Source organism: Burkholderia sp. 9775_39, from assembly GCF_015712225.1.
GTDB lineage: Bacteria > Pseudomonadota > Gammaproteobacteria > Burkholderiales > Burkholderiaceae > Burkholderia > Burkholderia cenocepacia.
Genome location: NZ_JACCQC010000002.1, coordinates 123,175 through 147,169 on the forward strand (window position 1 = coordinate 123,175; position 23,995 = coordinate 147,169).

The window sequence follows — 23,995 nt, forward strand, 5'->3', positions numbered from 1 at the left end:
CGCGGTCGCGGGCCGCTTCGACAAAGGAAGGGCAGCCTACCGCTCTCCGACCGCGCCACGACCCGCGTAAGCCGTCTCTGCGGGGTGCCGCGGCACGACTGCACGGTGTCGCCTGCCCGCTTCACGTTGCCGATGGCCCGCTCCCGGTTTCAGATGACGATCGGCCATGCTCGCGCCTCATGTGGAGTCGGCGTGCATGCCCGCCCGTCCGCCACCACCAGACATCTCGCCCGCTGAAAAGCAAAGCCCCCGCGCAGCGCAACGCCGCATGGGGGCCCGTTTGCCGCCGGCTCGCGCCGGCTGCTACTTCTTCGCGTTCGCGGCCTTGGCGGCCTTCGCCGTATCCGCGAGGATCTTCTCGACCCGCTCCACGTAGGTTTCGGTCCCGAACCGGCGCACCGCGGTCGCGCGCCCGCTCGCGACGAGCCGCTCGCGCAGCGCGCGGTCGCGCTTGAGCGTCGCCAGCGCATCGGCCAGCGCGGCCGCGTTGCCCGGCTCGCAGAGCAGCCCGTTGTCGCCATCCTCGATGATCTCGACGACGCCGCCCGCCCGCGCCGCGACGACCGGCCGGCGCGCGAGCATCCCCTCGACGATCACGCGCCCGAACGGCTCCGGCGTGATCGACGTGTGCGCGACGACGTCGACCGCCGTCATGCACGCGGCCACGTCGCGCTGGAAGCCGAGGAAATGCACGCGCGCGTCCATCCCGTGCTGCGCGACGTATTCGTGCAGTTGCGCCGCATAGTCGTCCTCGCCGAACAGCGGCGCGCCGACCAGCACCACGTGCATGTCCGGATGCCGCGCGGCGGCCTCCAGCAGCACGTGCTGCCCCTTCCAGCGCGCGAGACGGCTGAACGAGCCGACCAGCCAGGCGTCCGCGGGCAGCCCGAGGCGCGCGCGCAGCGCGGCCTGGCTCACGCCTTCCAGCGCGTCGAACGGTTCGGCCGAAATGCCGTTGAACACGACGTCGACGTGCTGCGGCGTGAAGCCCGTCAGCGCGCGGAACGCTTGCGCGGATGCATCGGAGTTCGCGATCACGCGCGTGACGCCGAGCCGCGCGCAATACTTGATCGCCTTCAACTGCTTGCCGCCGAAATGGTCGGTGCTGACGATGTCGCGCAGGTGCCAGACCACCGGCTTGCGCGCGAGCCGCCCGGCGAGTGCGGCGACCACCATCGCGCGTTGGGTGTTCGCGTAGATCACCTCGGCGCGGCGCGCGCGCCGCGCGACGTCGCGCACCAGCCGCACGAGCTGCTTCACCGCGCCGAACGACACGCCGCCCTGCTTGCGCACGCCCGCGAGCGCACCCTGCTCGACCACGTCGACGCGCGCGCCGATCTCGTCGAGCGCCGCGCGGAACGGACCGTCGGCGAACAGCAGCACGTCGGCGTTCGCGCGCATGTGCTTCATGATCTCGAGCAGCGACAGCTCGGCGCCGCCGAGCACGCCGCTCTGGTCGAGCACGAGCGTCGCCGGGCCGCGCGCGGCCGGCAGAGGCGCGGCCGTGCCGCGCTGCGCGGTCGAGCCGGGCAGCGCCTGCTCCACGTAGTCGAGGAAGCGCCGCCGGAACGTGTCGGCGGAAAACCGCTCCGCGTTCGCGCGGCACGCGTCCGGCGTGAAGCGCTGCGGCGCGCGCTCGAAATCGTCGACGGCCGCGACGATCGCCTGCGGCGTCTGTTCGTCGAAGAAGAGACCGGTCGGGTGCAGGTTCGATTGCGGGTCGAGCACGGTTTCGAGCGCACCGCCCTTGCCGTACGCGATGACCGGCGTGCCGCACGCCTGCGCCTCGACGACCGAGATGCCGAAATCCTCCTCGGCCGCGAACACGAACGCCTTCGCGCGCCGCATCCGGTCGTGCAGCACCGCGAACGGCTGGTAGCCCATGATCTCGACGTTCGGGCCGGCCTTGGCGCGAATCTTCTGCATCTCGGGGCCGTCGCCGATCACGACCAGCTTGCGCTCGGGCGTGCGCGAAAAGGCTTCGACGATCAGGTCGATCTTCTTGTACGGCACCATCCGCGACGCGGTCAGGTAGAACTCCTCTTTCACCGCATTCAGCGAGAACGCGTCGACGTCGACCGGCGGAAAGATCACCGCCGCGTCGCGGTGATAGACCTTCCTGATGCGCCGTGCGATGAACGCGGAATTCGCGACGAAGCCGTCCACCGCGTTCGCGGTGCGCGTGTCCCAGTTGCGGATGTAGTGCAGGATCATTCGCGCGAGCAGCGATTTCGGCCCATGCGTGAGGTTCGACTGCTCCAGATACTGGTGCTGCAGGTCCCACGCATAGCGGATCGGCGAATGCACGTAGCTGATGTGTACCTGGTCCGGCCCGGTCAGCACGCCCTTCGCGACCGCGTGGCTGCTCGAGATCACGAGGTCGTACTCGGACACGTCGAGCTGCTCGATCGCGAGCGGCATCAGCGGCAGGTAGCTACGGTACTTGGTGCGGGCGAACGGCAGCTTCTGGATGAAGGACGTCGTCACCGGCTTGCCGCGCACGAACGCGCGGTCGTCGAGAAAATCGACGAGGCTGAACAGGTCCGCGTCGGGAAAGCACGCGACGATCTGTTCGAGCACGCGCTCGGCGCCCGCATAGGTGACGAGCCAGTCGTGGACGATCGCCACGCGCAGTGCACGCGCCGGCTGCCGCGCGCCGGCGCGCTCGGCCGGCACCGCGCGGTGCAGCGCGGCGGCGTCGCCCGGGTGGGCCACGGCGGCATCGGCCGTGGCGAGATTCAGGACGGCGTGTTCCGCCAGATCGCGATTCATATGGTTTTCCTCGCATTGAGACGGACAAACAGGTCGCGCACGAGCGCGCGCAATCCCGGCGTCATCGTGAGCGACCACGCGACGTTCAGCACCAGCACGACCGCGCACATGCCGATCGACTCGCCGAGCCCCGGCCACGCCTGCGCCAGGAACAGGCTCGCCAGCAGAAACGCGAGATGCGCGAGCATGTCGAGCACGATCGCGCGCATCCGGATCGCCGACAGGTACAGCAGCACGCCGTAGTCGACGAGCGCGCGCGCCGCGACGACCACCGCCGCGCCGATCAGCCCGAAGTGATGAATGCCGAACCACAGGCCGCCGACGAAGAACGGCATCTCGACGAGCCCGGCGAATGCCGCGCGGGCCGGGTTGACCTGCGACTGGATCAGGATGCGCGTGACGCTCGCCTGGCCGACGAGCCACACGCTGATCACCAGCACGCGGCCGACCGGCGCCGAATGCGCGGCGAGATCGGCGCCGACCCACAGCGTGAGGAACGGCGCGAGCGCGAAGATCGCGACGATGCCGACCGGCGTGAACACGCCGTTCAGGAACTCGAGCGACTGGCGCGCGAGCGTATCCGCATGATCGCGGCCGACCGCCGACAGCCGCGGGAACAGCGTGCGCACCAGCGCGTTCGGCAGCATGTTCAGGCGCGTGACGAGGTTCTGCGGCACCGTGTAGTAGGTGACGAATTTCGCGCCCATGCCGGCGCCGAGCATTACGCGGTCAAGCGTGTCGGCGATCATGCTGGTCGTGCTCGCGATCAGCATCCAGCCGCCGAAGTTGAACAGCCCTTTCGCGGTGCCCCACTGCGGCGGATCGATGCGGCGGATGCCGAGCACCTTGATGCTGGCCTGCCCGAGCATCACCGCCGCGATCAGCCGCGCGACGACGGCCGCGGCGAGCACCGTCTGCAGGTTCGGCGCGATCCACCACGCGGCGGCGAGCGGCAGCAGCTGGAACAGGAACGTGCCGATCGTCTGGTTCGTGTTGAACACGCCGAACCGTTCGGCGCCGTTGATCGCGCCGGCGAACACCCACGACACGTTCGCGAGCGGAATCGCGAGCGCGAGCCACGGCAGCGCGAGATACACCTCGTGCTGCATCGCGGCCGACACCTTCGTGAAATACGCGGTGTAGACGAACGCGCCGAAATAGATCAGCAGCCCGCCCGCGATGCCGGTGCCGAGGTTCAGCCAGAACGCGCTCCAGAACACGCGCGCGCTTTCGTCCGCGTCGCCGCTCGCGAGCGCCTTCGAGATGTGGTTCTGCGCGGCCATGCTCATCCCGAGATCGAGGATCCCGAAATAGCCGATCAGCGTCCATACGAGGCTGACGACGCCGTAGCGTTCGACGCCGAGCGCGTGGATGTACGCGGGCACCGTCACCAGCGACACGAAGGTCGGCAGGATCAGCCCGATGAAGTTGATCGAAACGTTCTTGAGTATGCCTTTGTCCATGCTTTAGCCCATGGGCCCGTTAAGGTTTCCAGCGGTACATGAGCACCTTGCCGCGCGCGTCTTCCTCGACGAACACCAGGTACTCGCCGTTCTCGCGCCGGAACGCACTGATACCGAACGGCACGTCGACCCAGCCCGACGCCTTGCCGACCTCCGCGCCCGGGCTCATCACGCCGACTTCCTTGCCGGTTTCCTTGTCGTACACGTGGATCTTGCCGACCGGCTCCACCGTGAAGATGTAGCGGCCCTCGACCGTGATCCCGATCAGGTCGAAGATCGGCTTCGCGTCGAGCTTCCACGGCAGCGCCACCTGGTAGCGCGCGACTGGCGAGCCCGTCGACCACTTGTCGAAGCGGATCAGCACGCGCCCGACTTCCTTGTTGATGCCCGGCTGCGGCGGCGCGTCGGCGGTGTAGCCGGTCACGTACAGCGTGTCGGTCTGCGGCTCGTAGATCGCGCGGCGCAGCTGCGTGAACGGCTGCGGCATCGGGTAGGTTGTCACCTTGTCGTACGAATAGATCGGGTTGCCGGCCTTGTCGACGCCGCCGTACTGGAAACGGTGGATGCCGCGCACGTCGCTCGTGCGCCAGATGTCGCCCTTCGTGTCGACCCACCAGCCCCAGCCGCCGGCCTTCGCCTTGCCCGTCGTGTTGAGCTCGGACTCGTCGGCATCGATCCGGCCGTTGCCGTTCGCGTCGCGCCACAGCCAGTCGCCGCCCGGCGGCTTGTTCGGCACCTTGTCGACCGGTCGCGCACGGCCCGCGATCAGGCCGGACGGAATCGCGACTTCGCCGTCGCGCTTCGCGTCGAAGCGGTAGATCTTCAGGTGATCCGCGTACATGTCGGTCAGGTACAGGAACGTGCGACCGTCCACGCGCCGCGCGATCGGCATGCCCGGATACTGGTCCGTGTGGAACACCGGGTCGTCCGGATACTTGAAGCGGTTCGACAGGAAGCCGACGTATTTCCAGTCCTGGCCCGGCGGCTTCGACAGGTCGAGCTCGAAACGCTTGTTGCCCGTGTACACGCTGTTCGGCCGTGCGGGATCGAGCCACGCGCCGTCGACGAACAGCAGCCCCTGCACCTGCCAGCGCAGCTTGCCGTCCGGCGTGTAGCTTTCCAGCACCGCGCCGAGCCCCGCGCCGATCGTGTCGTGGCGCGGCCCGATCCCGTTCATCGACACGTAGATGTTGCCGGCGCGGTCGACACCGACGCCCGTCAGCCCGTTGAAACGCTGCGGCCCCGGCCGGCCCGGCACCGGGCCCGCGAAGATGCCGCCGCGTTCGCCGAGCGTGCCGGACGGCGCATAGCCGTTGCCGCCTTTCGAGAAGATCAGGATCTGCTGGCGCGGCCCGTTGTCCGCGATCAGCACGCGCCCTTTCGCGTCGACCGCCACGTCCACCGCGTCGGTGCCTTCCGGCAGCGCCGGCGCGTCGTCGAGCTTGCGGCCGTCGGCCCGCACGTGCACGAGATGCGCGGGCCCGCCCAGCGTATCGGTCAGCAGCCACAGCGTGCCGTCGGCCGCGAGCGCGATGCGGCCCGGCTCGTGCGCGCTCCACGTGCCCTTCTGCTGCATCGTCTCCGCGTCATAGACATCCACCACGTCGCGCGACGGATTGGTCGCGAACAGCGTCTTGTCGTCGGCCGCGAGGCCGCCCACTTCGGCCTTCGCCTCGCCGACTTCCGAGCGCGCGGGCGCCGGCACCTCGTTCATCATCATGAAGCTGGCGGCCATCCGTGCGCGGCCGGCGTCGGCGCGGCCGCCCGGCGCGACCTGCGGCGCCGCGCGAAACGGCGCGGGCTGCTTCATGTCGCCGATCGTGCGTCGCGAGATGCCGAACCATTGCTTGCCCTTGTCCGGCCAGATGCCGGGCGCCTGCAGGTGGCCGCGCTCGTTGCCGACGCCGATCGCGACATACGCGTACTTGCTGTTCACCGCGATCGCGTTGCCGCCGAGATTGCCCCAGCCGTGCGTGCCGCCGGCGAAGCCGAGCATCTTCCCGTCCTGGTAGACACTCGCCTCGGCGCCGCTCTCGTCCCACGGCGCATTCGTATACACCTTGCCCTCGGGCGTCACCGCGATCGCGCGGATGTCGATCTGCGTCCATGAGCCGTCGCCATAGCCGAACGTGTTGCCGATCCACGACGTCGTCGCGGGCAACACCGTTTCGGCCGGCACGGCGCTCGTCAGCAGCGCCGCGCATACCGTCATGCCAACCAGAATCAGACGTCGCAATGCGCTTCTCCAGACTTGATGCAACAGCGACCGGCGCCGCCACGGAGTGCCGCGGATGCGCGCTGTCGCTAAATGGGTTTCAAACGTCGCGATGCAGGTTACAAGCAAAAATAATCACAAGAAATTTGGAAATATTTGGGGATGTTTCCGCGTGAAATATCGAACCGGAACACCGAGTAAATGGCGCGCGGAAACGGCAATAACGACCGCCTTTCCCGCACCACCACGTAGAAAATTCCGCCTCGCACCGCCCATCGGGCCCGCCCGGGCGCCAACCTTTCATCTCGCGATCGCAATAATCGGCATTTTGAATATTTGTCGCCAGATAAATGACGCGCGTTTTTTTACCGATTTCTTTTCCCTAGAATCGATTTCGATTCCATATTCCATTAAAAGGCATGCAATACGTACACGCATTGGATGCGGGTCGTGAAGGAGCCGCGCGATGACGGCCCTGGCACGCCCCGCCGACCTCGCCCCGCCACAACACGGCCGCATCGTGCAGCTCGACGGGCTGCGCGCGATCGCGGTGGGCGCCGTGTTCCTGCAGCACGCGCTGAAGGCGCCGCTGTGGATGGGTGTCGATCTGTTCTTCGTGCTGAGCGGCCTGCTGATCACCGGCATCCTGCTCGATCGCAAGGCGCGCGGACAGTCGTACTTCAGCCACTTCTATGCGCGCCGCGTGCGCCGCATCCTGCCGCCGTACGTGCTGCTGCTGCTGGTGTCGACGCTGCTGTTCGGCGCGAGCTGGCTGCCGCACTGGCCGTGGTTCGCGTTTTTCTCGACCAATATCGGGCTGTCGCTCGGCAGCATCGGCCATGACAGCCTGAACGTGCTGTGGTCGCTCGCGGTCGAGGAGCAGTTCTACATCTTCTGGCCGTTCGTCGTGCTGTGGTGCTCGGAGCGCGCGCTGCTGTGGGTCGCCGCCGCGCTGATCGTCGCGGCGCCGGTGCTGCGCGCGATCGCGACGCCGTGGTTCGATTCGTTCTGGCCGATCTACTACCTGACGCCGTTCCGGATGGACCTGCTCGCGGCCGGCGCCTTGCTCGCGATCGTGCTGCGCCGCGACCGGCGCGCGCTGGAGCCGCTCTATCCGCTCGCGATCGTCGGCGCGCTCGTGTCGCTCGCGATCCTCGGCTGGCTGCACCTGTCGTTCCCGCGCTTTCGCGCCGCGAACACACCGATGTCGAATGCGGCGCTCTACAGCATCTCGCTGCTGCTGTGCACGTCGATCGTCGTGATCGCGCTGCGCGGCCGCGGCCTCGTGCAGCGTGTGCTGACGAACCCGATGCTCGTCTACGTCGGCACCGTCAGCTACACCGTCTACCTGATCCACCTGAGCGTGCTGTACGCGCTGTGGCCGCTGCATCTGAACCGCTTCGTCACGGCCGCGCTCGCGCTGGCGATCACGCTCGCGTACGCGACCCTGAGCTGGTACGGCTTCGAACGGCGCCTGACGCGCGGGCCCGCGCGCCGCGCGGTGCCGGCCGCCGCCGGCACGACCGCCTGAATTTCATCATCCATTGCTTCTACCAGGACAACGCCATGAGCCAAACTCGTAAAAAGGCCATCATCACCGGAATTTCGGGGCAAGACGGTGCGTACCTGACCAAACTGCTGCTCGACAAGGGCTACGAGGTCACCGGCACCTATCGCCGCACCAGCTCGGTGAACTTCTGGCGTATCGCCGAACTGGGCGTCGACACGCATCCGAACCTGACGCTCGTCGAGCACGACCTCACCGACGCAGGCTCGAGCCTGCGCCTGCTCGAACGCACGCAGCCGGACGAGCTCTACAACCTGGCCGCGCAGAGCTTCGTCGGCGTGTCGTTCGACCAGCCGGCGACGACCGCCGAAGTGACCGGCATCGGCCCGCTGAACCTGCTCGAGGCGATTCGCGTCGTGAGCCCGAAGACGCGCTTCTACCAGGCGTCGACGTCCGAGATGTTCGGCAAGGTGCAGGCCATTCCGCAAACGGAAACCACCGCGTTCTATCCGCGCAGCCCGTACGGGGTCGCGAAGCTGTACGCGCACTGGATGACCGTGAACTACCGTGAATCGTATGGCCTGTTCGGCAGCAGCGGGATCCTGTTCAACCACGAATCGCCGCTGCGCGGCCGCGAATTCGTCACGCGCAAGATCACGGACACCGTTGCGAAGATCCGGCTCGGCAAGGCGACCAAGCTCGAGCTCGGCAATCTCGACGCGAAACGCGACTGGGGCTTCGCGCTCGAATACGTCGAAGGCATGTGGCGCATGCTGCAGGCCGACGAGCCCGACACCTACGTGCTCGCGACCAATCGCACCGAAACCGTGCGCGACTTCGTGCGGATGGCGTTCGCGGCGGCCGGCTACCAGATCGAATGGACCGGCAAGGGCGAGCAGGAGCGCGGCCTCGACGCATCGACCGGCAACGTGCTCGTCGAAGTGAACCCGAAGTTCTACCGCCCGGCCGAAGTCGACCTGCTGATCGGCTGCGCGGACAAGGCGAAAAGCAAACTGGGCTGGGCACCCAAAACGACGCTCGAACAACTTTGCCAGATGATGGTCGAAGCGGATTTGACGCGGAACCAACACCATGACACGTTCTGAAACCGGACGTCCGTCGCGCCGTGCATTCGTCACGGGCCTGACGGGCTTCACCGGTCGCTACATGGCCGAACGCCTGCAGGCGGCCGGCTATGACGTCTGGGGCACGGTCGCGCCCGGCGCGCCCCGCCCCGCCGATCCGGCGTTCGCGCAGTGCACGCTGCTGCCCGTCGACCTGCTCGACGCGGAGGCCATGCGCGCGGCTGCGGCCGATGCACGGCCCGACGCAGTCGTGCATCTCGCCGCGCGTGCGCATGTCGCACAGGACGAGCCATCGCAGACCTACGCGGTCAACATCGTCGGCACGCGCAACCTGCTGGCTGCCCTCTCCGGTCTCGACCGCCGTCCGTCGGCCGTGCTGCTGGCCAGCAGCGCGAACATCTACGGCAACTCGACGGCCGGCGTGCTCGACGAAACCGTCGCGCCTGCGCCGGCGAACGACTACGCGGTCAGCAAACTCGCGATGGAATATGCGGCGAAGCTATGGGCCGACCGGCTGCCGATCGTGATCGCCCGGCCGTTCAACTACACGGGCGTCGGCCAGAGCGATGCCTATCTGCTGCCGAAGCTCGTCGCGCACTATGCGCGCAACGCACCGCGGATCTCGCTCGGCAATCTCGACGTGAGCCGCGATTTCTCCGACGTGCGCGACGTGACGGCCGCCTATCTGAAGCTCATCGAAGCCGCACCGGCAGGCGAGACGTTCAACGTCTGCTCGGAGCGCGCGTATTCACTGAAGGAAGTGCTGGCGATGCTGTCGCGCATCGCCGGTTACGTGATCGACGTGACGATCGATCCACGCTTCGTGCGACACAACGAAGTGAAAAGCCTGAGCGGGTCGCGCGACAAGCTGCGGCGTGCGGTCGGCGAATTGCCGGTCACGCCGCTCGACGAAACGCTGCGATGGATGGTGGACGCGATGCGTGCTGCACCGCCCGGTCACGCCGCTGGCTGAACGGGACGACACGCACGCAACGGCATGCGCCGAAACGACGACGGGCCGCTCTCACGAGCGGCCCGTTTTCATTGATGCCGGTCCGAAAACCGCTGCGTCACTCAGCCGTTCAGGCCGCGCGCCAAATCGTTGCGAATGTCGCCCGCATGCTCGAGGCCGACCGCCAGGCGGATCAGCCCCTCGGTGATCCCCGCCGCGGCGCGCGCTTCCGGCGTGATGCGGCCGTGCGTCGTGGTCGCCGGATGCGTGATCGTCGTGCGCGTATCGCCGAGGTTGCCGGTGATCGACACCAGCTTCGTGCCGTCGATCACGCGCCATGCGTTCGCGCGCTGCTGCTCGGGCGTGTCGCCCTTCAGTTCGAACGACACGATCGCGCCGCCCGCCTTCTGCTGGCGCTTCGCGAGTTCATGCTGCGGATGCGATTCGAGCCCCGGATAGAACACGCGCGCGACGGCCGGATGCGCGTCGAGCCAGCGCGCGATCTCCAGCGCGTTCGCCGATTGCTTCTCGACGCGCAGCGACAGCGTCTCCATTCCCTTCAGCAGCACCCACGCGTTGAACGCCGACAGCGTCGGGCCCGCGCTGCGCACGAACGGGAACACCTTGCCCATGATGAATTCCTTCGAGCCGACCAGCGCGCCGCCGAGCACGCGGCCCTGACCGTCGAGGAATTTCGTCGCCGAATGCATCACGACATCCGCGCCGAGCTTCAGCGGCTGCTGCAGCACCGGGCTGCAGAAACAGTTGTCGACGACGAACAGCGCGTTCGCGGCCTTCGCGATCTTGCCGATCGCCTCGATGTCGGCGAGTTCGGTCAACGGGTTCGACGGCGTCTCGAGGAAGAACATCTTCGTTTCCGGCCGCACGGCTTCCTGCCATGCGTTCAAGTCCGTCGGGTCGACGAAGGTCGTCGTGATCCCGAACTTGCTGAAGATCTGCGAGAACATCCCGAGCGTCGAGCCGAACAGGCTGCGCGAGCTGACGAGATGGTCGCCCGCCTGCAGCGCGGACATCACGACCGACATGATCGCGGCCATGCCCGACGCCGTCGCGATGCACGCCTCGCCGCCCTCGAGCGCCGCGAGACGCTCCTGGAACATGGTGACGGTCGGATTCGTGAAGCGCGAGTAGGTGAAATAGTCTTCCGAATTCGCGAAGCGCTCGGCCGCGTCGGCCGCGCTCGAGAAGCAGAAGCTCGACGTGAGGAACAGCGCTTCCGAATGCTCGTTGAAGTCGCTGCGCAGCGTGCCCGCGCGCACGGCAAGCGTGTCGAAGTTGAGGGAGTCGTCCATGTTCCGTTTTCCGTATTCGATGGCCGCGCCGACGGTCGTTCATGAGGCGCGGACCCGGTCAAAACCCAGGCCAAAAACAAAAAGCCCGCTATGCGTCGGCATCAGCGGGCTTCGGTGCGGTACGACAGCGATCGACTCGGGCCGGCTGCCGCCGGCCTTCGCTTTAGCTGTTTTGGGAAGTTGCCCCGCGTCCGCAAGCTGATATCAAATCGACGCAAGGCCACATCCTATCACGCCTCGATCGAAGCGTGCGCCGGCGTTACTCGACCGACAGCTGCAGGTTCATCTGCGAACGCTCGGTATCGCCGGCCGTATCGCGATCGGCCTGCGACGCCGGCGTGAGGCGCGCGCGCTCGATCGCATCGAGATACTCGGGCGTCACGTCGCCGGTGATGTAGTTGCCGTCGAAACACGACGCCTCGAAGCGCTCGAGCTTCGGGTTGATGTCGCGCACCGCGCGGCGCAGATCGTCGACGTCCTGATAGATCAGGTGGTCGGCGCCGATGATCTTCGCGACTTCCTCGTCGGTGCGGCCGTGCGCGACGAGCTCGCCACGCGTCGGCATGTCGATGCCGTACACGTTCGGGAACTTCACGGGCGGCGCCGCCGACGCGAAGATCACCGACTTCGCGCCCGCATCGCGCGCCATCTGCACGATTTCATGCGAGGTCGTGCCGCGCACGATCGAATCGTCGACGATCAGCACGTGCTTGTCCTTGAACTCGATGCTCATCGCGTTGAGCTTCTGGCGCACCGACTTCTTGCGCACGGCCTGCCCCGGCATGATGAAGGTCCGGCCGACGTAGCGGTTCTTGAAGAAGCCTTCGCGATACTCGACGCCGAGCTTCGCGGCGACCTGCATCGCGGCCGGGCGCGACGAATCGGGAATCGGCATCACGACGTCGATCGGCACGTTCGGCAGCTCGCGCTTGATCTTCTCGGCGAGATAGTCGCCCATGCGCAGGCGCACGTTGTAGACCGGCACGCCGTCGAGACACGAATCCGGACGGGCCAGATACACGTATTCGAACATGCACGGATTCAGCGTCGGGTTCTCCGCGCACTGCTGGCTGTGGAAGTTGCCGGCCTTGTCGATGAAGATCGCTTCGCCCGGCTCCAGGTCGCGCACGAATTCGAAACCGATGCCTTCGACCGCCACCGACTCCGACGCGACCATCCATTCGGTGCCGTGCTCGGTTTCGAGCTTGCCGATGCAGAGCGGACGGATGCCGAACGGGTCGCGGAACGCGAGCAGGCCGTAGCCGGCGATCAGCGACACGATCGCGTACGAACCCTGCAGGCGGCGATGCACGCCCGACACCGCCTTGAACACCGACGCCGGATCGAGCTCGAGGCCCGTGGTCGACAGTTGCAGCTCGTGCGCGAACACGTTCAGCAGCACTTCGCTGTCGGAATTGGTGTTGATGTGCCGGCGGTCGATCCGGAACATCTCGTCCTTCAGTTGCTGCCAGTTCGTCAGGTTGCCGTTGTGCGCGAGGATGATCCCGAACGGCGCGTTCACGTAGAACGGCTGCGCCTCGGCCTCGCTCGACGCCGAGCCGGCCGTCGGGTAGCGCACCTGGCCGATGCCGTAGGTGCCGGGCAGGCTGCGCATGTTGCGCGTGCGGAACACGTCGCGCACCATGCCGTTCGCCTTGTACATGTGGAAATTGCTGCCGTCCGCCGTCGCAATGCCCGCCGCGTCCTGACCGCGATGCTGCAGCAGCAGCAGGCTGTCATAGATCAGCTGATTGACCGGGGATTGGGAGATAACACCTACGATGCCGCACATGGCATGTCCTTCAGAATGACAAAATCGGTTCCGTCCTGCCCGGCCGCGTCGTCACACGCGTACGTACTGGGCCATGCCGTCGGGCAGGAGCTGCTTCAGCTCGTGCACGCCCTGTTCGGCAAAAGGACGCAATAGCGCATTGCGCCAGAAATCCTGTTTGGGCAGTTCGGTCAGCCCGGCCGCCGCGACCAGCAGCACCACCAGCACGCAGCCGCGGACGAGCCCGAACATCATGCCCAGCGAGCGGTCGACGCCGCCCAGGCCACTCGCCTGCGCGATCCGCGACAGCAGCGCGTTCGCCACTCCGGCGACCAGCACGACGCCGATCACGACTAACGCGAAGGCGATCACCCACTGCGTCAGCGCGCCGCCCGGCCAGTTCGCCGGGATGTACGGCACGACCAGCCCGACGTAGCGGCCCGCGATCACGATCGCCGCGATCCAGCCGATCAGCCCGAAAATCTCGGACACGAAGCCGCGCCATGCGCCGCGCAGCGCCGACAACACGATCACCGCCAATACAGCGTAGTCGAAAGCCGTCAGCATCGTGGCATTACTGCGTCAGACCGGCTTCGCGCACCTTCGCGATCGCGGCGGAAGCCGCCGATCGATCCGCGAACGGGCCGGCACGCAACAGTGTAGCCGTGCTGCCGTCCGCCTGCTTGCGATGCTCGACATATGCGGGCACACCCGCCGATTTCAATTTGGTCGCCCACGAACGGGCCGTCGCGTCGTCCTTGAACGAGCCGAGCTGCACCGCGAAGCGCGCACCGGCCGGCGATGCCGGCGACGATGCGTCGCCGCTGTCCGGGCTCGCGGCGCCGGCATTCGCGACGGTTGCGGGCGCAGGCTTCGGCGCGGCCGGTTTCGCCGCGGGGGCGGCCGGCTTCGGCGCGGGCTTCGGCGGCGTCACGCTCGCCGTGGTGGTCGTATCGGGTTTCGCGGCCGGCTTGGCGGCATCCTTCGGCGCAGGGGCCGGTGCGGCCGCAACGGTCGTGTCGGATGCCGGCGGTTCGTCGTGGGCGACGCCCGCCTGCACGTCGGACACATCGTCGTCGCGCGGCGCGACCGCCTGGTGCGCGGGCCGGTTCGGGATGTCGATCGCGATGTCGTCCGTGACCGGCTTCGGGTGCGAGTCGAGCACCATCGGCAGCACGATCACCGCGGCCACGACGAGCGCGATCGCGCCGACGAGGCGCCGGCGTGCGCGTTGCTTTTCTGGAAGGGTCGGATCGAGGAGCAGTGCGTCCGATTCCGGACGCTCGGTGCGGCGCGGGCGCCGCTCGACGCGTTCAGTGCGCTCCGTGCGCACGTTCCGGGAAGCCCCGGTGCGACCGCCGCGCCGCGGGGGCGCGTCGTCGTCTTTTTTGCCGAACGAGAAAATTCCCATGAATGGCTGAGTCCGAAACTGCCCGTCAGTCAGTGTTGCTGCGATTTACGGTAGGCCAGCACGCCGGCAACCGTATGGAAACTGCCGAAAACCACGATTCTATCATTCTCGGATGCTCTTTTTAGTGCATCGCGAAACGCTTCCGCAGGCGACGCGTAGCGCGTCACGCTCGAATCGGGCCCCTCCTCCACGCCAGCCTTGCGCAGCGCGGCTTCGAGCTGCTCCGCGGAGGCCGCGCGCGGCAGCGGCAGGTCGGTCACGCACCAGTGGTCGATCTCGCCCTTCAGGTGCTGCAGCACGCCGTCGATGTCCTTGTCGTGCATCGCGCCGAACACCGCGTACGTGTACGGGAAGAAGCCCATGTTGCCGAGGTTCTGCTCGAGCACGGCCGACGCATGCGGGTTGTGCGCGACGTCGAGCACGATCGCCGGCTTGCCGGGCAGCACCTGGAAGCGCCCCGGCAGCTCGACGTTCGCCAGCCCGAGCCGGATGTCCTGCGCGGACACCGGCAGCACCGGACGCAGCGCCTCGAGCGCGGCGAGCGCGGCCGACGCATTGATCAGCTGATTCGCGCCACGCAGCGCCGGATACGCGAGCGCCGGATAGCGCTTCTCGCGGCCGAGGTAGCTCCATTGCTGGCGCTCGGCGCCCGCTTGCGCCTCGTAGCGGAAATCGCGACCGACGAGCCACAGATCGGCGCCGATCGCTTCGGCGTGGTCGATCAGCGTCTGCGGCGCGGCCGGATCGCCGCAGATCGCCGGCTTGCCGGCGCGGAAGATCCCGGCCTTCTCGAACGCGATCTTCTCGCGCGTGTCGCCAAGGTATTCGGTATGGTCGATGTCGATGCTCGTGACGATCGCACAATCGGTATCGATGATGTTGACCGCGTCGAGCCGGCCGCCGAGGCCGACTTCGAGGATCACCGCGTCGAGCCCGCGCGCCGCGAACAGATGCAGGATCGCGAGCGTCGTGAATTCGAAATACGTGAGCGATACGGGCTCGGCCAGCGACGTGCGCGCGGCTTCGACGGCCTCGAAGTGCGGCAGCAGTTCGTCATCGGTCACGTTCTGTCCGTTCACGCGCGCGCGCTCGTTGAATTCGAGCAGGTGCGGCGACGTGTGGCAGCCGACCTTGTAGCCCGCGCGCACGAGGATCGTCTCGAGGAATGCGCAGGTCGAGCCCTTGCCGTTCGTGCCGCCGACGGTGATCACCGGGCACGCGAATTCGAGCTGCAGCGCCGCCTTGACCTGCCCGATGCGGGTCAGGCCCATGTCGATGCCGACCGGGTGCGCGCGTTCGAGATGCGAAAGCCACGCGTCGAGAGTGGGAAAAGTGCTCATCGGATCAAATCTGGATCGGTACCGCCACTACGCCAAAAAACGAAGCGCGCCGCCTGACGCTGGAGCCAGGCGACGCGCGGAGTCACAACCTTGCGCCGGTCAGGCCAGCGCGTCGGCCGGCTGTCGCTGCAGCAGCGCGAGCAACTGCGCGATCTCGTCGCGCATCTTGCGACGATCGACGATCATGTCGATCGCGCCGGTCTTCAGCAGGAATTCGGCGCGCTGGAAACCTTCCGGCAGTTTCTCGCGGACCGTCTGCTCGATCACGCGCGGGCCGGCGAAGCCGATCAGCGCCTTCGGCTCGGCGATCACGACGTCGCCGAGGAATGCGAAGCTCGCCGACACGCCACCCATCGTCGGGTCGGTCAGCACCGAGATGAACGGCAGCTTCGCCTCGGCGAGCTTGGTCAGCATCGCGGTGGTCTTGGCCATCTGCATCAGCGACAGCAGGCTTTCCTGCATCCGCGCGCCGCCCGATGCGGTGAAGCAGATGAACGGCACGTGCTGCTCCAGCGCGTTCTGCGCGCCGCGCGCGAAGCGTTCGCCGACGACCGAGCCCATCGAGCCGCCCATGAACGAGAACTCGAAACAGGCCGCGACGACGGGCAGCGTGTGGATCGCCCCGCCCATCACGACCATCGCGTCGGTCTCGCCGGTTTCGTCCATCGCTTCCTTCAGACGATCGGGGTACTTGCGGCTGTCCTTGAACTTCAGCGTGTCGACCGGCACGATTTCCTGGCCGATTTCGTAGCGGCCTTCCGGATCGAGCAGCCCGTCGAGGCGCTCGCGTGCACCGATGCGCATGTGGTGATCGCACTTCGGGCACACGTGCAGGTTCGCGTCCACGTCGTTGCGATAGAGAACGGCCTCGCAGGACGGGCACTTGACCCACAGGCCTTCCGGAATGCCCTTGCGGCTTTTCGGGTCGGTCTGCTTGATCTTCGGCGGCAACAGTTTGTCGAGCCAGCTCATCGTATGGTTTCCTGTTCCGTGGCGGGGCGGGCCGACCGGCCCGTTCCCGCTTCCTGTTGTGTTTATCGCGCCGTCTTGCCCGCGCCGTCCAGCGCGGCACGCAGCTCGGCAATGAAAGTCTTCAGCGCGGCGGCGGCGCCTTCCGGCGCGGCGCTCTCGAGCAGCTGCACCAGGCGGCTGCCGATCACGACGGCATCCGACACTTCGGCCACCGCGCGCGCCGTTTCGGCGTCGCGGATACCGAAGCCGACGCCCACCGGAACCGGCACGCGCGACTTGATGGCCGGGATTTTACCTGCAATGCTCGAAACATCCAGATTTCCCGCGCCGGTCACGCCCTTGAGCGACACGTAATACACGTAGCCGCTCGCGATCTTGCCGACGTCGGCAATGCGCTCGTCGGTCGACGTGGGCGCCAGCAGGAAGATCGGATCGATCTGCGCGGCGCGCATTTTCTCGGCGAAAACACCGGCCTCTTCCGGCGGATAGTCGACCACCAGCACGCCGTCGACGCCGGCCGCGTGCGCTTCGGCCGCGAACGCGTCGACCCCCATCCGTTCGATCGGGTTTGCATAGCCCATCAGCACGACGGGGGTTTTGGGGTCGGTTTCGCGGAAACGCTTCACGTCGGCGAGCACGCTCTTCAACGTGACGCCGCGCGCGAGCGCGCGTTCCGACGAGCGCTGAATCACCGGGCCGTCGGCCATCGGGTCCGAGAACGGCACGCCGAGCTCGATCACGTCCGCGCCGCCTGCGGCGAGCGCGTGCATGAATTCGACGGTTTTCGCGGGATCGGGATCGCCGGCCGTGATGAACGGGATCAGGCCCTTACGGCCTTGTTCGGCGAGCGCGGCGAAGGTCTGCTGAATACGGGACATGGCAATTTTCCTGTGTCGATCCGGAGCTGGCGCTTCAGCGCTTGCTCCGGTCTCATACGATGTATGCGTTGCGTTCGGCGACGCGGCGGCGCGACTCACGCGCACGCCGGCGCGGCGAGCGCGCTCACGCGCTCGTGCGCGATCGCACAATAGCTTTCGTTGATCTCGTAGCCGACGAAGTCGCGCCCCTGCCGTGCGCAGGCCACCGCGGTCGTGCCGCTGCCCATGAACGGATCGAGCACGCGGCCGCCCGGCGGGCAGCTTGCGAGCACCATCCGCTCGATGATTTCCAGCGGCTTCTGGGTCGGATGATCGACGCGCTCCGCGTGCTGCCGGTGCAGGCGCGAGACCGACCAGACGTCCTTCGGGTTGTAGCCCATCTCCAGCCACTTGCTGCCTTCGAACAGCTTGCGCGAGCGGGCCTTCTTCGTGTCGGCGTCGTACGGGATGCGGACCGGATCGAGATCGAAGTAATACGCTTTGGAAACCGCGAAAAAGCCGATGTTGTCGTGCACCGACGTGAAACGGCGCGTCGTGCCGCCCATGCTCGGCACGCGCCGGTCCCAGATGATCTCGTTGACCATCGTGAGTTTCGTCTTCAGGAAACTGAAGATTTCCGGCGCGTACTGCCACGTGCAGAAGATGTACATCGACCCGCTCGGCTTCAGCTTCGGAATCGCGAGGTCGAGCCACTCGCGCGTCCACGCGAGGAAGTCGTCGCCCGAACGCTTGTCCGAATCGTTGCCGTAGTCCTTGCCGAGCCCGTACGGCGGATCGGCGACGATCAGGTCGATCGACGCATCCGGCAGGTGCGCGGCGTGGGTCAGGAAATCGCGGTTGTGCAGCTCGATACCGGACGGCAGCGCGCGCGGCACGGCAGCGGCGGGCTGAACCGCCTCCGCCTCGCTCGCGGCGCCGCCGCCCGGCTCTTCGATCAGGTCACGCATCGGTCGGGGTCAGAGCTCGATGCCCGATCGCTCGGCGACCGTGTGCATGTCCTTGTCGCCGCGGCCCGACAGGTTGACGAGCAGGATCTTGTCCTTCGGCAACGTCGGCGCGAGCTTCACGCCATACGCGATCGCGTGGCTCGACTCGAGCGCGGGAATGATCCCCTCGATCCGGCAGCAGTCGTGGAACGCCTTCAACGCCTCGTCGTCGCTGATCGGCACGTACTGCGCGCGGCCGCTGTCCTTCAGCCATGCGTGCTCGGGGCCGACGCCCGGATAGTCGAGGCCCGCCGACACCGAATGCGTCTCGATGATCTGGCCGTTGTCGTCCTGCAGCAGGTACGTGCGGTTGCCGTGCAGCACGCCCGGGCTGCCGGCGATCAGCGATGCCGCGTGATGGCCCGTATCGAGGCCGTCGCCGGCCGCTTCGACGCCGATCAGCTGCACCGAGGTATCGTCGATGTACGGATAGAAGATGCCCATCGCGTTCGACCCGCCGCCCACGCACGCAATCACCGCGTCCGGCTGCCGGCCAGCGAGCTCGGGCATCTGCACCTTGCACTCGTCGCCGATCACGCGCTGGAAGTCGCGCACCATCATCGGATACGGGTGCGGGCCCGCGACCGTGCCGATGATGTAGAACGTGCTTTCGATGTTCGTGACCCAGTCGCGCATCGCTTCGTTCAGCGCGTCCTTCAGCGTGCGCGAACCCGATTCGACCGGCACGACGGTCGCGCCGAGCAGCTTCATCCGGTAGACGTTGGCGGCCTGCCGGCGCACGTCCTCCGAGCCCATGTAGACGACGCACTCCATCCCGAAGCGCGCGCAGATCGTCGCGGTCGCGACGCCGTGCTGGCCGGCGCCGGTTTCCGCGATCACGCGCTTCTTGCCCATGCGCTTCGCGAGCAGCGCCTGGCCGATCACGTTGTTGATCTTGTGCGCGCCCGTGTGGTTCAGGTCTTCGCGCTTCAGGTAGATCTGCGCGCCGCCGAGCATCTCGCTCCAGCGCTGCGCGTGATAGATCGGCGACGGGCGGCCGACGAAATACTTCAGCTCGCGCTCGAATTCGGCGACGAAGTCGGGATCGTTCTGGAACTTTTCATACGCCGCGCGCAGTTCGTCCAGCGCGTGAATCAGCGTCTCGGCGACGAACACGCCGCCATACGGGCCGAAATGGCCGCGATCATCAGGAAGGTTGTACATGGTGTCTCTCTCGATCGGTCGGCGCGCCCGCTTATCAGGCCGCACCGGCTTGCATCACCCGGCGTCCGCTGCGCGCACCGCGCGTACGAACGCCGCCATCCGGGCGTGATCCTTCACGCCCTTCGCGCCCTCCACTTCGATGCCACTCGAGACATCGACAGCAAACGGACGCAGCTGGCGGATCGCATCACCGACGTTTTGCGCGTTCAAGCCACCACTCAAAACGGCCCGACGCGCGAGCTCTGCGGGAATAAGAGACCAATCGAAGACCTTGCCGCTACCGCCGTAATCCGGCACCAGGGTGTCGAACAGGAGGCCGCGCGCTTTCGAATAATGAAGAGCCGATTCTACCAAATCGGCACGCTGCGTCGAGGGGCCGACGCGTACCGCGCGCAACCACGGCAGGCGTGCCGCGCGGCCAAGTGCGTCGCACTGCTCCGGCGTCTCGTCGCCGTGGAACTGCAGCATCGTGAGCGGCACGTCGCGCACGACGGCTTTGATCTCGGCTTCGGTCGCATTCACGAACAGCCCGACCACCGAGACGAACGGCGGCGCGAGGCTCGCCAGCTCGGCCGCCTGCGCGATCGACACCGCGCGCGGGCTCTTCGGGTAGAACACGAGGCCGATCGCATCGGCGCCGAGCGCCGCCGCGTGCAGCACGTCCTCGGGACGCGACAGCCCGCACAGCTTGATGCGCGTGCGCGGCGCCAGGCCAGCCGCGGCGGAAGTCGAAGAAGGCACGGCGTGCTCCGTCATGTTTGTGGGTCCAGATCCGCCCAGACGCTGCTCCACGGCACGCTGCCGAGCTGCGCGGGCGGGACGGCGAATTCCGCCGGGTAGCCGACGTGGGCGAGGTACAGCCCGTCGGCCATGAACGTGGGCGCCGCGAGATTGCGGTCGCGCCCGGCCAGCACGTCGGCGAGCCAGTCGGCCGGATAGCGGCCGCGCCCCACCGCGACGAGGCAGCCCATCAGGTTGCGCACCATGTGGTGCAGGAACGCGTTGGCGCGGAAGCGGAAATGGATGAAATGCCCCGCGCGCCGCATGTCGATCTGATACAGGTGTTTGACCGGCGTCTTCGACTGGCATTCCGACGACCGGAACGACGAAAAGTCGTGCTCGCCGATCAGGTGCACGGCGGCGGCGCGCATCGCGTCGTCGTCGAGCGGCGTGTGGATCCAGCCCGCGCGCCCGGCCAGCATCGGCGAACGCACCGGATGCACGTACAGCGCGTAGTAATAGGTGCGCTCGAACGCCGAAAAGCGCGCATGGAACGTGTCCGGCATCGGCTTCGCCCACTGCACCGACACGGTCGGCGGGAGGAACGCGTTGGTGCCGCGCACCCACGAGAACACCTCGCGCTCGAGCTCCGTGTCGAAATGCACGACCTGCCCGAGCCCGTGCACGCCGGTGTCGGTCCGCCCCGCCACCGTCGTGTGCAGCGGCACCCGCGCGAACTCGGCCAGCGCATGTTCGAGCCGGTCCTGCACGGTCTTGCCGTGCGGCTGCGCCTGCCAGCCGCAGAACGCCGCGCCGTCGTACTGGATGCCCAGCGCGATCCGCATCACGCCTCGTCCGCCAGTTTCGCGAGCAGCGCGCGCGCATCGTCGCGCGTCGCGGCGTCGTTCGCGTCGACCACTTCCTGCAGCAGCGTGCGCGCGCCGGACAGGTCGCCCAGTTCGACGTACTCCGCCGCGAGATCGAGCTTGTTGCGGGCGATGCGCGCGAGTTCGTCCGCGGTGAGCGCAGGCAGCGCGGCGCCCGGCGTGGACGGCAGGTCGAGATCGAAATCGAGCTTCAGCGCGCCGAACTGCGCGCCGCCGAGCGCCGGCAGCGACGACGTCGCGGGCGGCTGGCCCGCGTGGCCGGCAGGCGTCGCGGCGTCCGGGTCCCAGTCGAACTCGTCGTCCTGGTCGGCCGGATGTTCCGGCGTCGTCTCACCCGAGCCAATCGGCGGGTGCTGGGCGGATTGACCGTTAGTTGCGATTTTATCGGCGTCGGGCTGCGCTGCCCGCGCCGCGCGTTCCTCCGGCGTCAACGACGGCTCGTCTGTCGCCCGCGGCGGCAACGGCATGTCGAGACTGTTGAGCGCGCTGATCGCGTTCTGCATCAGCGTCGCGTGCTGCGCTTCGGTGCTCGAAGGCGCGATGGACGCCGCGGGCGGCTCGGCCGGCTGGTCGGCGGCGGTGTTTTTTTCCGCTGGCGCCGCGTCGTGCGGCGCCTCGGCCGAAACCGGAGTCGCGTCGTTCGCGGGCGACTCCGCCGCATGAGCAGACGGCAATTCGGGCGACTCGTCGCGCGGCGGCGCCGTCACTTCGGGTGCGGGCGAGGTGTCCGCTGCGGGCGGCTCGATGGTCTCCGCCGCCGCAGCAGTCGCCGCCGCGAGGTTCATGTCGGACGCCGCATCGCGCGCAACCGGCATCTCGGGCGTGATCGGCAGTTCGCGCTCGACGGACGGCGCGGCTTCCGCTTCCGCGGCACCGCCTGCCGCGGCCGTAGCCGTACCCGCATCGTCCGCGCGGCGCCCCTTGCGGCGCTTGCGCCACGCGAAGCCGGCCGCGAGCACGATCACGGCAGCGCCGGCCACGGCGGCCGGACGCCAATCCATCTGTTCGGGACGACGTGCAGGTGTCGCGACGGGCGCGATCGGCTGCACGGACGCCGATGCCGGTTGCGGCGCGCTGGCTGCCACGCCCGACGCGGCTTCGCTTGCCGTCGATGCAGCGGCCGACGCACCCGCGTCGTTCGCTGCCGGACGCGGCGCGGCGGGCACCGGAGCCGGCGCCGGCGCGACGCCGGTCGTCGTGGCCGGCTTGCCGATGCCGTGCTTCTGCAGCTCCATCAGCACGCGATTCTTCAGCGCCAGCAATTGCTGGAGGCTCGACGGCCGCGGCTGCGACGCACTCACGGCGGGCGCTGCGCCAGCCGGTTCGTGCACGCCGGAAACCGGGCCGCCCGGCACCGCCTGCCCCGCAGCGTCGCTCGTGGCCGACGGCGCCGACTGGATCGCGCCGCTCCATACGTGCGGGCCGCTTGCCCCGGCCGTAGGCGCCGCCGGCTGCATGCCGTCGACAGCCGACGCGCCATGTACGGCCGACGCCCCGTTCGAAGAGGCACCGCTCGAAGCCGATGCCCCCGCCGCCGTCGCGGCACTCGCGCCGCTCACCGGCGTTGCATGCTGGGCAGGCGCCACCGGCGCGGACTGCACGGCCGAGCCGGCATGCGGCGCCGACGCGCCATGCTGCGCGATCGCCGCCGCGCCCGATGCGGCGGCGGGCGCGGAAGCGGCCGTCGTCCCGGAGGCAGCGGATGCGCCGGCCGGCGCGAGCGCCGCGCCGGTGGCGTCGAGCGCGGGCACCGTCAGCGTCGCGCCGACTTTCAGGCGGCTCGCGTCGCGCTTCATGAACGCCTGCGGATTGGCGTCGAACAGCGCACGGCCAGCGCGCGCGAGCACGCCCGGATCGTGCGATTGCGTGGCCGCTTTCGCGATGTCGTTCAGCGACTGGCCCGGCTGGACCGTCACGGTAAGCGGAGCGGCGGCGCCGGCAGCGGACGCCGGCAGTTCGCCGGCGCCGACTGCCCATGCCGATGCGGCTGCGCCGAGCGCCAGGATCGCCAGCGCGCCACGCACGGCGCGCGACAGACGGGACTGACGCGGAAACAAGGAAATTCGGGACATCGTTGGCTCTATCGCCGCGCGCAGGCGCGGCTCGGATTCACGGTTGGAAGCGTCAATAAATGGCTGCAGAAATGCAAAAGCGTCGCGCGGAACGCGACGCTTTCGGCGGGTCTGTGCGTCGTAACCGCGTAGTTTACTTCACACGATCGGGTTCCGGCCGAATTCGTCGCCGGCAGGTGCAACCGGGCGCGGGCAGGCGCTCGTGTCGCGCGGGTGCGCCTGTCGTAGTCCATGCATCCGATCGATCAGGACGAACCTGCGTGCCGCAGGCGAAAGCCGTCTCGCAGCAGCGTCGCTCCCCTCTGTCGGAGGAAGCGGCTTTCCGGCGCCGACCCGGCGTCCGTCGCGGGATCACGACGACAGAATCGCACGGATTTTCTCAACAATCCGCCCTGCCCGCCGTTAATGAACTAGCCGCCGAAAATCAAAACAAATCCTGATCGGCGCTTAATCCCGCTCCCGACAAATTTCAATTCGTCGATAAGAA

Annotated in this window: 18 protein-coding genes; 3 read left to right on the top strand and 15 right to left on the bottom strand. The window is 67.7% G+C overall.

Features of this window, described 5'->3' with window-relative positions; all coding sequences use genetic code 11:
* Positions 1–303: 303 nt before the first annotated feature.
* From H0X90_RS03370 to H0X90_RS03380, 3 genes are read right to left on the bottom strand one after another with little or no spacing between them, the layout of a single operon-like run.
* On the bottom strand, positions 304–2,772 hold the full coding sequence (locus H0X90_RS03370; RefSeq protein ID WP_077190754.1) for a glycosyltransferase family 4 protein: 2,469 nt from the start codon (positions 2,770–2,772) through the stop codon (positions 304–306).
* Complete coding sequence (locus tag H0X90_RS03375) at positions 2,769–4,235, bottom strand: flippase (RefSeq protein WP_006491256.1); 1,467 nt, start codon at positions 4,233–4,235, stop codon at positions 2,769–2,771. Before H0X90_RS03375 ends, H0X90_RS03370 begins: the two co-directional genes overlap by 4 nt.
* A gap of 19 nt (positions 4,236–4,254) precedes the next feature.
* Positions 4,255–6,447 (bottom strand): hypothetical protein, encoded by a 2,193-nt coding sequence (locus H0X90_RS03380; RefSeq protein ID WP_077190755.1) that lies wholly within the window; start codon positions 6,445–6,447, stop codon positions 4,255–4,257.
* 469 nt (positions 6,448–6,916) lie between these two features.
* Between H0X90_RS03380 and H0X90_RS03385 the strand changes: the two genes are divergently transcribed.
* Genes H0X90_RS03385 through H0X90_RS03395 form a run of 3 tightly spaced genes read left to right on the top strand, consistent with a single transcriptional unit; the run spans position 6,917 to position 10,015 of the window.
* Positions 6,917–7,981 (top strand): acyltransferase, encoded by a 1,065-nt coding sequence (locus H0X90_RS03385; protein ID WP_077190756.1) that lies wholly within the window; start codon positions 6,917–6,919, stop codon positions 7,979–7,981.
* Positions 7,982–8,016: 35 nt separating this feature from the next.
* Positions 8,017–9,063 carry a GDP-mannose 4,6-dehydratase gene (gene gmd, locus H0X90_RS03390; RefSeq protein ID WP_006491261.1) on the top strand — a complete coding sequence of 349 codons (1,047 nt, stop codon included), beginning with the start codon at positions 8,017–8,019 and terminating at the stop codon, positions 9,061–9,063.
* Positions 9,050–10,015: an NAD-dependent epimerase/dehydratase family protein gene (locus tag H0X90_RS03395; RefSeq protein ID WP_077190757.1), complete on the top strand. Its 966-nt coding sequence runs from the start codon at positions 9,050–9,052 to the stop codon at positions 10,013–10,015. Before gmd ends, H0X90_RS03395 begins: the two co-directional genes overlap by 14 nt.
* 101 nt (positions 10,016–10,116) lie before the next feature.
* Here the strand turns inward: H0X90_RS03395 and H0X90_RS03400 are convergent, their stop codons facing one another.
* The 12 genes from H0X90_RS03400 to H0X90_RS03455 all read right to left on the bottom strand — a co-directional run bounded on the left by H0X90_RS03400 (position 10,117) and on the right by H0X90_RS03455 (position 23,508).
* Complete coding sequence (locus H0X90_RS03400) at positions 10,117–11,307, bottom strand: O-succinylhomoserine sulfhydrylase (protein WP_060268271.1); 1,191 nt, start codon at positions 11,305–11,307, stop codon at positions 10,117–10,119.
* A 259-nt stretch (positions 11,308–11,566) separates the two neighbouring features.
* Complete coding sequence (gene purF, locus H0X90_RS03405) at positions 11,567–13,099, bottom strand: amidophosphoribosyltransferase (protein ID WP_006495945.1); 1,533 nt, start codon at positions 13,097–13,099, stop codon at positions 11,567–11,569.
* A gap of 51 nt (positions 13,100–13,150) precedes the next feature.
* Complete coding sequence (locus tag H0X90_RS03410; protein WP_006491262.1) at positions 13,151–13,645, bottom strand: CvpA family protein; 495 nt, start codon at positions 13,643–13,645, stop codon at positions 13,151–13,153.
* A gap of 7 nt (positions 13,646–13,652) precedes the next feature.
* Positions 13,653–14,489: an SPOR domain-containing protein gene (locus H0X90_RS03415; protein WP_034178306.1), complete on the bottom strand. Its 837-nt coding sequence runs from the start codon at positions 14,487–14,489 to the stop codon at positions 13,653–13,655.
* Between the two features lie 29 nt (positions 14,490–14,518).
* On the bottom strand, positions 14,519–15,829 hold the full coding sequence (gene folC, locus H0X90_RS03420; protein ID WP_006495947.1) for a bifunctional tetrahydrofolate synthase/dihydrofolate synthase: 1,311 nt from the start codon (positions 15,827–15,829) through the stop codon (positions 14,519–14,521).
* A 99-nt stretch (positions 15,830–15,928) separates the two neighbouring features.
* Positions 15,929–16,801 (bottom strand): acetyl-CoA carboxylase, carboxyltransferase subunit beta, encoded by an 873-nt coding sequence (gene accD, locus H0X90_RS03425; protein ID WP_006484412.1) that lies wholly within the window; start codon positions 16,799–16,801, stop codon positions 15,929–15,931.
* 62 nt (positions 16,802–16,863) lie between these two features.
* Positions 16,864–17,679, bottom strand: coding sequence for a tryptophan synthase subunit alpha (trpA, locus tag H0X90_RS03430; protein ID WP_006484407.1), 816 nt, complete (start codon positions 17,677–17,679; stop codon positions 16,864–16,866).
* 95 nt (positions 17,680–17,774) lie between these two features.
* Positions 17,775–18,626, bottom strand: a complete 852-nt coding sequence (locus tag H0X90_RS03435; protein ID WP_006484405.1) for a site-specific DNA-methyltransferase — start codon at positions 18,624–18,626, stop codon at positions 17,775–17,777.
* 9 nt (positions 18,627–18,635) lie between these two features.
* Complete coding sequence (trpB, locus tag H0X90_RS03440) at positions 18,636–19,829, bottom strand: tryptophan synthase subunit beta (RefSeq protein WP_006484413.1); 1,194 nt, start codon at positions 19,827–19,829, stop codon at positions 18,636–18,638.
* Between the two features lie 54 nt (positions 19,830–19,883).
* A complete protein-coding gene (locus H0X90_RS03445; protein ID WP_077190758.1) occupies positions 19,884–20,585 on the bottom strand; it encodes a phosphoribosylanthranilate isomerase in 702 nt (233 codons plus the stop codon).
* Positions 20,582–21,394 carry a tRNA pseudouridine(38-40) synthase TruA gene (truA, locus tag H0X90_RS03450; RefSeq protein ID WP_077190759.1) on the bottom strand — a complete coding sequence of 271 codons (813 nt, stop codon included), beginning with the start codon at positions 21,392–21,394 and terminating at the stop codon, positions 20,582–20,584. The genes H0X90_RS03445 and truA overlap by 4 nt, the downstream gene beginning before the upstream one ends.
* Positions 21,394–23,508, bottom strand: coding sequence for a FimV/HubP family polar landmark protein (locus H0X90_RS03455; RefSeq protein ID WP_012493212.1), 2,115 nt, complete (start codon positions 23,506–23,508; stop codon positions 21,394–21,396). The genes truA and H0X90_RS03455 overlap by 1 nt, the downstream gene beginning before the upstream one ends.
* Positions 23,509–23,995 lie beyond the last annotated feature (487 nt).

Bases quoted from the DNA above. Each gene is read 5' to 3' on its own strand.
- H0X90_RS03370 (WP_077190754.1), bottom strand. From the start codon at position 2,772: ATGAATCGCGATCTGGCGGAACACGCCGTCCTGAATCTCGCCACGGCC.
- H0X90_RS03375 (WP_006491256.1), bottom strand. From the start codon at position 4,235: ATGGACAAAGGCATACTCAAGAACGTTTCGATCAACTTCATCGGGCTG.
- H0X90_RS03380 (WP_077190755.1), bottom strand. From the start codon at position 6,447: ATGACGGTATGCGCGGCGCTGCTGACGAGCGCCGTGCCGGCCGAAACG.
- H0X90_RS03385 (WP_077190756.1), top strand. From the start codon at position 6,917: ATGACGGCCCTGGCACGCCCCGCCGACCTCGCCCCGCCACAACACGGC.
- gmd (WP_006491261.1), top strand. From the start codon at position 8,017: ATGAGCCAAACTCGTAAAAAGGCCATCATCACCGGAATTTCGGGGCAA.
- H0X90_RS03395 (WP_077190757.1), top strand. From the start codon at position 9,050: ATGACACGTTCTGAAACCGGACGTCCGTCGCGCCGTGCATTCGTCACG.
- H0X90_RS03400 (WP_060268271.1), bottom strand. From the start codon at position 11,307: ATGGACGACTCCCTCAACTTCGACACGCTTGCCGTGCGCGCGGGCACG.
- purF (WP_006495945.1), bottom strand. From the start codon at position 13,099: ATGTGCGGCATCGTAGGTGTTATCTCCCAATCCCCGGTCAATCAGCTG.
- H0X90_RS03410 (WP_006491262.1), bottom strand. From the start codon at position 13,645: ATGCTGACGGCTTTCGACTACGCTGTATTGGCGGTGATCGTGTTGTCG.
- H0X90_RS03415 (WP_034178306.1), bottom strand. From the start codon at position 14,489: ATGGGAATTTTCTCGTTCGGCAAAAAAGACGACGACGCGCCCCCGCGG.
- folC (WP_006495947.1), bottom strand. From the start codon at position 15,829: ATGAGCACTTTTCCCACTCTCGACGCGTGGCTTTCGCATCTCGAACGC.
- accD (WP_006484412.1), bottom strand. From the start codon at position 16,801: ATGAGCTGGCTCGACAAACTGTTGCCGCCGAAGATCAAGCAGACCGAC.
- trpA (WP_006484407.1), bottom strand. From the start codon at position 17,679: ATGTCCCGTATTCAGCAGACCTTCGCCGCGCTCGCCGAACAAGGCCGT.
- H0X90_RS03435 (WP_006484405.1), bottom strand. From the start codon at position 18,626: ATGCGTGACCTGATCGAAGAGCCGGGCGGCGGCGCCGCGAGCGAGGCG.
- trpB (WP_006484413.1), bottom strand. From the start codon at position 19,829: ATGTACAACCTTCCTGATGATCGCGGCCATTTCGGCCCGTATGGCGGC.
- H0X90_RS03445 (WP_077190758.1), bottom strand. From the start codon at position 20,585: ATGACGGAGCACGCCGTGCCTTCTTCGACTTCCGCCGCGGCTGGCCTG.
- truA (WP_077190759.1), bottom strand. From the start codon at position 21,394: ATGCGGATCGCGCTGGGCATCCAGTACGACGGCGCGGCGTTCTGCGGC.
- H0X90_RS03455 (WP_012493212.1), bottom strand. From the start codon at position 23,508: ATGTCCCGAATTTCCTTGTTTCCGCGTCAGTCCCGTCTGTCGCGCGCC.